Origin of the sequence: Methylobacterium sp. E-041 (assembly GCF_022829665.1) — a bacterium.
Taxonomy (GTDB): Bacteria; Pseudomonadota; Alphaproteobacteria; order Rhizobiales; family Beijerinckiaceae; genus Methylobacterium.
The window spans coordinates 1-7,408 of record NZ_JAKSYQ010000015.1 but is presented as its reverse complement, the minus strand read 5'-3'; the positions used below and the strand labels follow the sequence as shown (position 1 = coordinate 7,408).

Sequence of the window (7,408 nt, the reverse complement as noted above, 5' to 3'; positions counted from 1 at the left end):
GTCAACGCACGGATCAGGCCCGGGCGCCTTGGCCGGCGCCGCCTCGGCGGCGGCACGTGCCTCGGCGGCGGCGGCAGCGGCTTCGGCGGCGCGCTGCTTCTCCTCCTCCTGGCGACGCGCCTCCTCGGCGCGCTTGGCGGCGGCGGCAGCCTCGCGCTCGCGCTCCTCGGCTGCGGCCTGGGCGCGCTGCGCCTCGGCGGCGGCCTCGGCCTGGCGGCGGGCTTCCTGCTCGCGGCGCTGCGCGTCGGCGAGCGCTGCGGCGCGCGCCGAGCTTTCCTGCTCGCTCAGCGTGCGCAGCACGACGCCGGACGCGGACCGCTGCGCCGGGCGCGGGGCGACCGGCGGCGGAGGCGGGGCGACCCGTGTCGGGGCCGCGATGGGGGCGACGGGCGCCGGCGCCGCGCCGATGACACGGCGCTTCACCGTCTCGACCACGACCTGCTTGGAGCGGCCGTGGGAGAAGCTCTGGCGCACGGTCCCCTGTTCGATCGGACGCTTCAAGGAAAGCGGCTTCGCAGGAGTCTTGCTCAGAGTCTTGTCGCCCGGATTATTCGTATCGCTCATTCAGCCTGAACCCTGAGGGTTTCCATCGTCGCGTGAACCGGCAACCCGCGGAGCGCCGGCCTGATCCGTCACGGCATCGTCTTGCAGAGGGGGAGCATCCCCGCCGTATCCGGCGGATCCGCGCTCCTCGATCGCCGCGGCGACGCCCTCGAAGGAGCGTAGCCGACGCCAACGCGCCAGGCAGCCGGCGGCCCCGACTCCTGCGACGAGCGCAGCGTGTATCACATGATCCCGACCCAAGGCCATGTCCAATTCGTCTTCGGACAAGTCGTCAACGATCGGTATGCGGGATATGGCATCGCCGTGCCGCCGGTGCAATGCCGCCGCGATCTTGCGGCGACCGTCGGGCGCGGCGTCCGACGCATGGATCACGGCAGCGACGCGCGGCTGCGCGCCGATCGCCGCCTCGACCTTGGTGAAGCCGGTCACGATGCAGCCAGCCTTGTTGGCCAGCGCGATCGCCTGCCGCAGGTCAGCCCGCAACCCCTCGGCGATCCGGTCGGGCAGGTCGGCGGAGGCTGTCGCGCCTTGCGTCTTGAACGCCCGGTTGAACGCCCGCTTCCTCACGGCCGTCGCGACGTCCTCGCGGCGCGCGCTGACCCAGGCGCCGCGGCCGGGAAGCCGGGCGCGCAGGTCCGGCACGACGGCGCCGTCCGGCCCGAGGACGAAGCGGATCATCGCGTCGGGCGCCTGCGCGGTGCGCGTGACGATGCAGGTGCGCAGCGCGCCCTGTCGGCCACGATTCGGCCCGGCATCGAGGACGACGTCCTCGATGCCCTCGTCAGCCGGCGGCTGAGCGGCCTGAATCATCGCCCGACCTCGCGTCGTCAGTTGGCCTCGGCCTCGGCGGGCTCCGCCGCGTCCTCGGTCGCCTCGGGCTCGGGCAGCGCCTCGATCCAGCCGGCGCGAAGGCGGGCGGCCATGATCATGGCCTCGGCCTCGGCGCGCGAGACCTCGAAGCCGTCGAGGTAGCCGGCGTGGCGCTTGGCCTCCGGCCCGCGGCCCTCGGTGTAGCCGACGAGGTCGTCGGTGGCGCAGCCGGCCAGATCCTCGATCGTCTTCACGTCGTTCTCGCCGAGCGAGACCAGCATCGGCGTGGTCAGGCCGTCGATCTCGCGCAGCTCGTCCTGCACGCCGAGCTCGGTGCGGCGGTCGTCGTGCTCCTGCTCGATCCGGGCGAGGTGATCCTGGGCGCGGGCCTGGATCTCGGCGCCGGTCTCCTCGTCGAGGCCCTGGATCGAGGACAGCTCCTGGATGTCGACGTAGGCGATCTCCTCGACGTTGCGGAAGCCTTCCGCCGCGAGCAGCTGGCCGACGGTCTCGTCGACGTCGAGCGCGCCCATGAACACGGTGGTGCGCTCGGCGAACTCCTTCTGGCGGCGCTCGCTCTCCTCGGCCTCGGTCAGGATGTCGATGTCCCAGCCGGTGAGCTGCGAGGCCAGGCGCACGTTCTGGCCGCGGCGGCCGATGGCGAGCGAGAGCTGGTCGTCGGGCACCACCACCTCGATGCGGTCGGCCTCCTCGTCGAGCACCACCTTGACGACCTCGGCCGGCTGCAGCGCGTTGACGATGAAGGTCGCCTGGTCCTCCGACCACGGGATGATGTCGATCTTCTCGCCCTGGAGCTCGCCGACCACCGCCTGGACGCGCGAGCCGCGCATGCCGACGCAGGCGCCGACCGGATCGATCGAGCCGTCGCGCGAGATCACCGCGATCTTGGCGCGCGAGCCCGGATCGCGGGCGACCGCCTTCACCTCGACGATGCCGTCGTAGATCTCCGGCACTTCCTGGCCGAAGAGCTTCGCCATGAACTGCGGATGCGAGCGCGACAGGAAGATCTGCGGGCCGCGCACCTCGCGGCGCACGTCGAACAGGTACGAGCGGATGCGGTCGCCGGGGCGGAAGGTCTCGCGCGGGATCATCTCGTCGCGCCGGACGATGCCCTCGCCGCGGCCGAGGTCGACGATGACGTTGCCGTACTCGACGCGCTTGACGAGGCCGTTCACGATCTCGCCGATGCGGTCCTTGTACTCGTCGAACTGACGGTCGCGCTCGGCGTCGCGCACCTTCTGGACGATGACCTGCTTGGCCGACTGCGCGGCGACGCGCCCGAAATCGAACGGCGGCAGGGTGTCGGAGATCACGTCGCCGACGAGCGCGCCGGGATTGTAGCGCCGGGCCTGGTCGAGGGTGATCTCGCGGGCGTCGTTCTCGACGAGGTCGACCACGAGGAGGTGGCGGGAGAGCCGCAGCGCCCCGGTCTTGTTGTCGATCTCGGCGTGCACGTCGGTCTCGGCGCCGTAGCGCGAGCGGGCCGCCTTGGCGATCGCCTCCTCCATCGCGTCGATCACGATGGAGCGATCGATCACCTTCTCGCGGGCGACCGCGTCGGCGATCTGCAGGAGTTCGAGCCGGTTGGCGCTGACGACGGCCATCTGTGTCGGTCCTTCTCTTGGGGTGCCGCCCCGGTCGCCGCTTTGCAAGCGGGGCGGGCGGCGATGCTCTAGTGAAGCGAGTCGCGGTCCTTGAGGCGGGCCGCCTTGGTGGTCACGGGCTTCTTGGGCGCGTCCGAAGCGGGCTTCGGCTTGGCCGCCTTGGACTTGGCAGAAGCCTTCTGCCGCTTCGGGAACGGCGCCGGCGGAAGGGCCGGGGCGTCTTCCGCCTCGTCGTCGTCGAGCGCCTCGTCGAGGTCCTGCACCGGGCCTCCGCCGCGCCGCAGCGACTCGCGCACGAGTTCGTCCGTGAGCACCAGATGCGCATCGGCGAGGTCGCGCAGCGGCAGCGAGACCCGGCTCGGCAGGCCTTCCTTGACGTCGGGCAGGTCGACCGGGACGGTGAGCGCCGCTGCGTCCGGCTCGCCGATGATCCCGCGGAAGCGCTTGCGGCCGCCGAGCGGCACGGCGAGCTCGATCTTGGCCTCGTAGCCGGCCCAGCGGGCGAAGTCGGAGACCCGGACCAGCGGACGGTCGATGCCGGGCGAGGAGATCTCGAGATAGTAGGCGATGCCGACCGGGTCATCGAGGTCGAGGATCGGCGAGATCGCGCGGCTCACGGTCTCGCACTCGTCGATGGACATGGAGCCGTCCGGCCGCTCGGCCATGATCTGCACGGTGCAGCCGTTCGCGCTCGACACCTTGACCCGCACGAGGCGGAAGCCGAGCCCCTCGATCGGACCCTCGATCACCTGCGCCACGCGCGCGGCGACGCCGGTCTCGCGGACCAGGCGCTTCTCCGTCGGCTCAGCCGACGGCTCGGGCGAGGGGACGGCGGTCGGCTCTGACATGACTGCGCTCAGGATCGGGCTCGCTGATGGGGCGGCGCTCCGGAGGACAGGAGAGGGGCTTGCGGCAATAAAAAAGAGCGGACCCGGTGGGGCCCACTCCCGAACCGCAGCCTCGCGACTGCAACCAGAACTGATGAGGAACGATCTAGCGGGTGAACGCGAAGAATTCAAGCGTTTTCCGGCTGCGCGTCGCCTCGACCCGAAGCAGCCGGACGACCCGGGAACCGCTCGAGGAGCGATCCTGGACCGTGGAAGGGCCTCTGTGAGGTCGGATCGACGGTCGCTCAGGCCAGCCCCTCCTCGATGGGAAACGGCGTCGGCTCCCACCAGCGCTCGGCCTGGTGGAAGCGCGCCGCCTCGGCCTCCCAGCGGTGAAGGATCGCCGCGATGGCCGCGCGGTCGCCGGTGCGGAGCGGTTCGACGATCTCGAGGATGCGGCGGCGGCGGCGCCGGTAGTCGGTGCAGCGGCCGGCCTTCTCCCAGGCCTCGATGGCGCGCTGCGTGCGCGCGCCGCGCTTGGGATAGTCGAGGATCTCCGGCGGCTCGTAATCGCCGTAGGTGTCGCTCTCGTACCACCGCCAGATCTGGCCCAGGAACTCGCGCGCCTCGTCCAGCGCGCCCTCCGCGAGCGCGATCGCCATGCGCTGCTCGTCGTGAACGTTACCGCGAGGGATGATATGGCTGCGGTAGAAGTCCAAATAGGCATGGTGGTCGAGGGCCATCGGGCGCAGCAGCGGCAGGACCTGCTCCTCGACCGCGCGCGTGAAGATGCGGCCGATTTCGGGATCTGCCCACGCGAAGTCCCCGACCGTGGCCGCCCAGGCGGCAAGCTGGGGAAATTCCGGCCTGCGCTCGTAATCGGGCTGGAGGAAGTAGTCCCAGGTGAAGGGGGCAGGTAGAGGCTCGCGTCGGAACCCCTCGGAAAAACTGCCGACATTCCAATCCCAGTTCGCGCCACTCCAGTACAAGGGCGCGATACTGAACCTGGGCCAAAATACATCGGCAGACCTGCCGCGATAGATGTAGATCTGCGCGATGCAATGGCGGATCGGGCGGATCCAGATCGCATACGGTTTCACTTGGACCCAATCCGGATTGTGCTTCAGCACGTCCCGGAAAAGCCGAGCCAACTGCTTCTTGGTCGTCATCGCGACTCCCGCATCTGTATGACGATGATCCGCTGCGTTTTGGGGAACAGCATCTTGGCCCTGGTCGCGTAACGCACCGAATCGGACCAACCGAGGCCGCGAAGCCCCGTCTTGTAGTCGTAGACGCAGGCGACGGTCGGCTGTGGGCTATGAAACTGGTCGAGGCGGCTCGTGCCGGACTGACCATACAAGCCTTCGTCTCCAGTCTTGAGGATCGACAGCTCCGATTTGAAATCGGCGATGTTCTGGGCTTTTGCCCAACGATCCATCAGCACGTGGATCGCGGTGCCAATGGCTTGCGGCGTTCGATACGCGCCACTTTGTCGAACCGCCATGGCGACCGCGTCGAGCTGGGTCTGGATCTCACCGGTCTTCGGGCAGGCGGCGTCGAGGGATGCCTGGTCGAGCGGACCAACCCAGATCGCCGGCATGTGCTTGAAGTCCTCGGCGCCACGGAACTCGTGCGCCGTGGTGCCGAGGACGGTGCCGTAGCGACCCCGCTGCGCCGAAAGCGTCGCGAAGAGCGTGCCGGCGAGCTCGAGCGTCCGTAGGACCCGAACGGCCGCCAGGGCAAGCGGAACCGCCTGCAGGAAGGCGGGCTGCACCGTCGCGTCCGGCTCGGCGCCGTTCGCCGTGAAGGTGCTGCGCCCCAGGATCTCGCCGGAGACGCCGTCGCGGATCGTCTGCGTCGCGCCGAGGGTCTCGAAGACCCGGCTCTCGCCGTCCGGCGCGGTGACCGCGTGCTGCTCGTCGAAGTCGCGCCGGCCGGCGCGGATGCGGATCGAGAGGATGCGGGTGCCGTCGTCGAGACGGGTCTCCTCGCGGGTCTGGGTGGGCTCGGCTGCGGGCATCTGTGCCCATTGCGGCTTGATCAGCCGCAGCACGTCCGGATCGACGGCGTTCCCATCCCCACCGCCGCCGGCAATCCATTGCCCACCGTTAGGCTGACCGAAAGGAGCGCGCGGCTGGTCGGACCAATCCTTTCGCCGGAGTGCCTGCTCCAGGCGGAGCAGCTTCGTGTCGAGGGAGAGCCCGGCCAGAAGCCCCTTCAGTTGCCGGACCTCTTCACCGATCCTCGGTTGTCTGGCCATGGCATCGATCCGAATCGCCTTCGATGAGGATCATTTACCGGAACAAAGCGGGAATGTACAGTTTATTTTCCTATTCTGAATTCGCTTATGGACTAAGCTCCGGGGCCGGATCGGCGTCGGGGGAGGGAGACACGAAAACCGGCACGGAGCCGACGCGGGTCCGGCTTTCGGGCGGCCAACCCTTGCGTCTCGACCCGGGCCGCGCGCCGGCGCCCGGTGCACCGATCGGGCAGCGCCTGGACGGAACGCTGTGAGATCTGCCTCAGCGCGAGGCCGCCGCGTAGGACACGACCGGCGGAGTCAGCTGCGCGGTCCGTTCGGTCCGCGCCACGGCGACGATCCACACGGTCAGCACGATCGCGACGAGAAGGTCGCGCAGGCGCAGGCGTCGCGGCGTGGCAGGCGAATCCGGCATCGAATCGATCGGCTCCTCGAACGGGAGCGACATCGTGCGACGCGCATGTTTCTGCTTGATGTGGGAAATTCACCCACAGATTGGTATCGCAGCCTCGTCACCGCACGGGCAAGGCGAAGACGGTGAGCTGGCCGCCGAGCGCGGTATAATCCGACAGTGCCGCGTACCCGCCGACCGCGCCGGCGCCGTCCGCCGGGTCGGTGAGGCCGGCGGCCAGGCCGATCCCGGCCCAGCCGCCGACGCCTGAGAGCACCGCCACGTACTGACGGCCGCCGTGCCGGTAGGTCATCACGTTGCCGACGATGCCCGACGGGGTCTTGAACTTGTACAGCTCCTCGCCCGTCGTCGCGTCAACGGCCTTCAGGTAGCCCTCGAGCGTGCCGTAGAAGACCACGCCGCCGGCGGTGGCGAGGGCGCCCGACCAGATCGAGAACGGCTCGGGCAGGGACCATGCGATCCGCCCCGCGACGCCGTCCCAGGCGACGAACGCGCCGGTGCGGGACTCGCCCGGCGGCGGCTGCAGCCCGACGGTGGCGCCGACATAGGGCACGCCCGTCGTGTAGGTGACGTGGAACGGCTCGTAGCTCATGCAGATGTGGTTGGTGGGCACGTAGAACAGCCCCGTGCCGGGCGAGAACGCCGCCGGCTGCTGGTTCTTCGCCCCGATCGCGCCGGGGCAGATGCCGGTGGTGGTCTCGTCCTCGCCGGTCCGCTCGGGCGAGTAGCGTTCGGCGACGATCGGCCGGCCGTAGCCGGGGGACGCCCGGTCCATGTCGACCTTGGAGGCCCAGTTGACGACCGGGTCGAACTTCTCGGCGACGAGGAGCTCGCCGGTGGCGCGGTTGAGGGTGTAGCCGAAGCCGTTGCGGTCGAAGTGGGTCAGCAGCGGGGTCTCCTTGCCGCCGAC

8 protein-coding genes are annotated in these 7,408 nt (G+C 69.7%); all 8 read right to left on the bottom strand.

Features of this window, described 5'->3' with window-relative positions; all coding sequences use genetic code 11:
* Nucleotides 1-501: translation initiation factor IF-2 associated domain-containing protein (locus MKK70_RS00520; protein ID WP_279603457.1), on the bottom strand; the 501-nt coding region annotated here is incomplete at its 3' end.
* 63 nt (nt 502-564) lie between these two features.
* Nucleotides 565-1,374 (bottom strand): RNA-binding protein, encoded by an 810-nt coding sequence (locus tag MKK70_RS00515; RefSeq protein ID WP_243945348.1) that lies wholly within the window; start codon nt 1,372-1,374, stop codon nt 565-567.
* Nucleotides 1,375-1,391: 17 nt separating this feature from the next.
* The gene (gene nusA / locus MKK70_RS00510) at nt 1,392-2,999 is read right to left on the bottom strand and encodes a transcription termination factor NusA (protein WP_147728245.1); all 1,608 of its coding nucleotides are present in this window, start codon (nt 2,997-2,999) and stop codon (nt 1,392-1,394) included.
* Nucleotides 3,000-3,067: 68 nt separating this feature from the next.
* Complete coding sequence (gene rimP, locus MKK70_RS00505; RefSeq protein WP_243945347.1) at nt 3,068-3,847, bottom strand: ribosome maturation factor RimP; 780 nt, start codon at nt 3,845-3,847, stop codon at nt 3,068-3,070.
* 284 nt (nt 3,848-4,131) lie between these two features.
* Nucleotides 4,132-4,995 carry a DUF615 domain-containing protein gene (locus MKK70_RS00500; RefSeq protein WP_243945346.1) on the bottom strand — a complete coding sequence of 288 codons (864 nt, stop codon included), beginning with the start codon at nt 4,993-4,995 and terminating at the stop codon, nt 4,132-4,134.
* Nucleotides 4,992-6,086, bottom strand: coding sequence for a hypothetical protein (locus MKK70_RS00495; RefSeq protein ID WP_243931667.1), 1,095 nt, complete (start codon nt 6,084-6,086; stop codon nt 4,992-4,994). Before MKK70_RS00495 ends, MKK70_RS00500 begins: the two co-directional genes overlap by 4 nt.
* 262 nt (nt 6,087-6,348) lie before the next feature.
* On the bottom strand, nt 6,349-6,501 hold the full coding sequence (locus MKK70_RS00490) for a hypothetical protein (protein WP_243931665.1): 153 nt from the start codon (nt 6,499-6,501) through the stop codon (nt 6,349-6,351).
* 97 nt (nt 6,502-6,598) lie between these two features.
* Nucleotides 6,599-7,408: PQQ-binding-like beta-propeller repeat protein (locus MKK70_RS00485; protein WP_243945345.1), on the bottom strand; the 810-nt coding region annotated here is incomplete at its 5' end.

Bases quoted from the DNA above. Each gene is read 5' to 3' on its own strand.
- rimP (WP_243945347.1), bottom strand. From the start codon at position 3,847: ATGTCAGAGCCGACCGCCGTCCCCTCGCCCGAGCCGTCGGCTGAGCCG.
- MKK70_RS00495 (WP_243931667.1), bottom strand. From the start codon at position 6,086: ATGGCCAGACAACCGAGGATCGGTGAAGAGGTCCGGCAACTGAAGGGG.
- nusA (WP_147728245.1), bottom strand. From the start codon at position 2,999: ATGGCCGTCGTCAGCGCCAACCGGCTCGAACTCCTGCAGATCGCCGAC.
- MKK70_RS00515 (WP_243945348.1), bottom strand. From the start codon at position 1,374: ATGATTCAGGCCGCTCAGCCGCCGGCTGACGAGGGCATCGAGGACGTC.
- MKK70_RS00500 (WP_243945346.1), bottom strand. From the start codon at position 4,995: ATGACGACCAAGAAGCAGTTGGCTCGGCTTTTCCGGGACGTGCTGAAG.
- MKK70_RS00490 (WP_243931665.1), bottom strand. From the start codon at position 6,501: ATGCCGGATTCGCCTGCCACGCCGCGACGCCTGCGCCTGCGCGACCTT.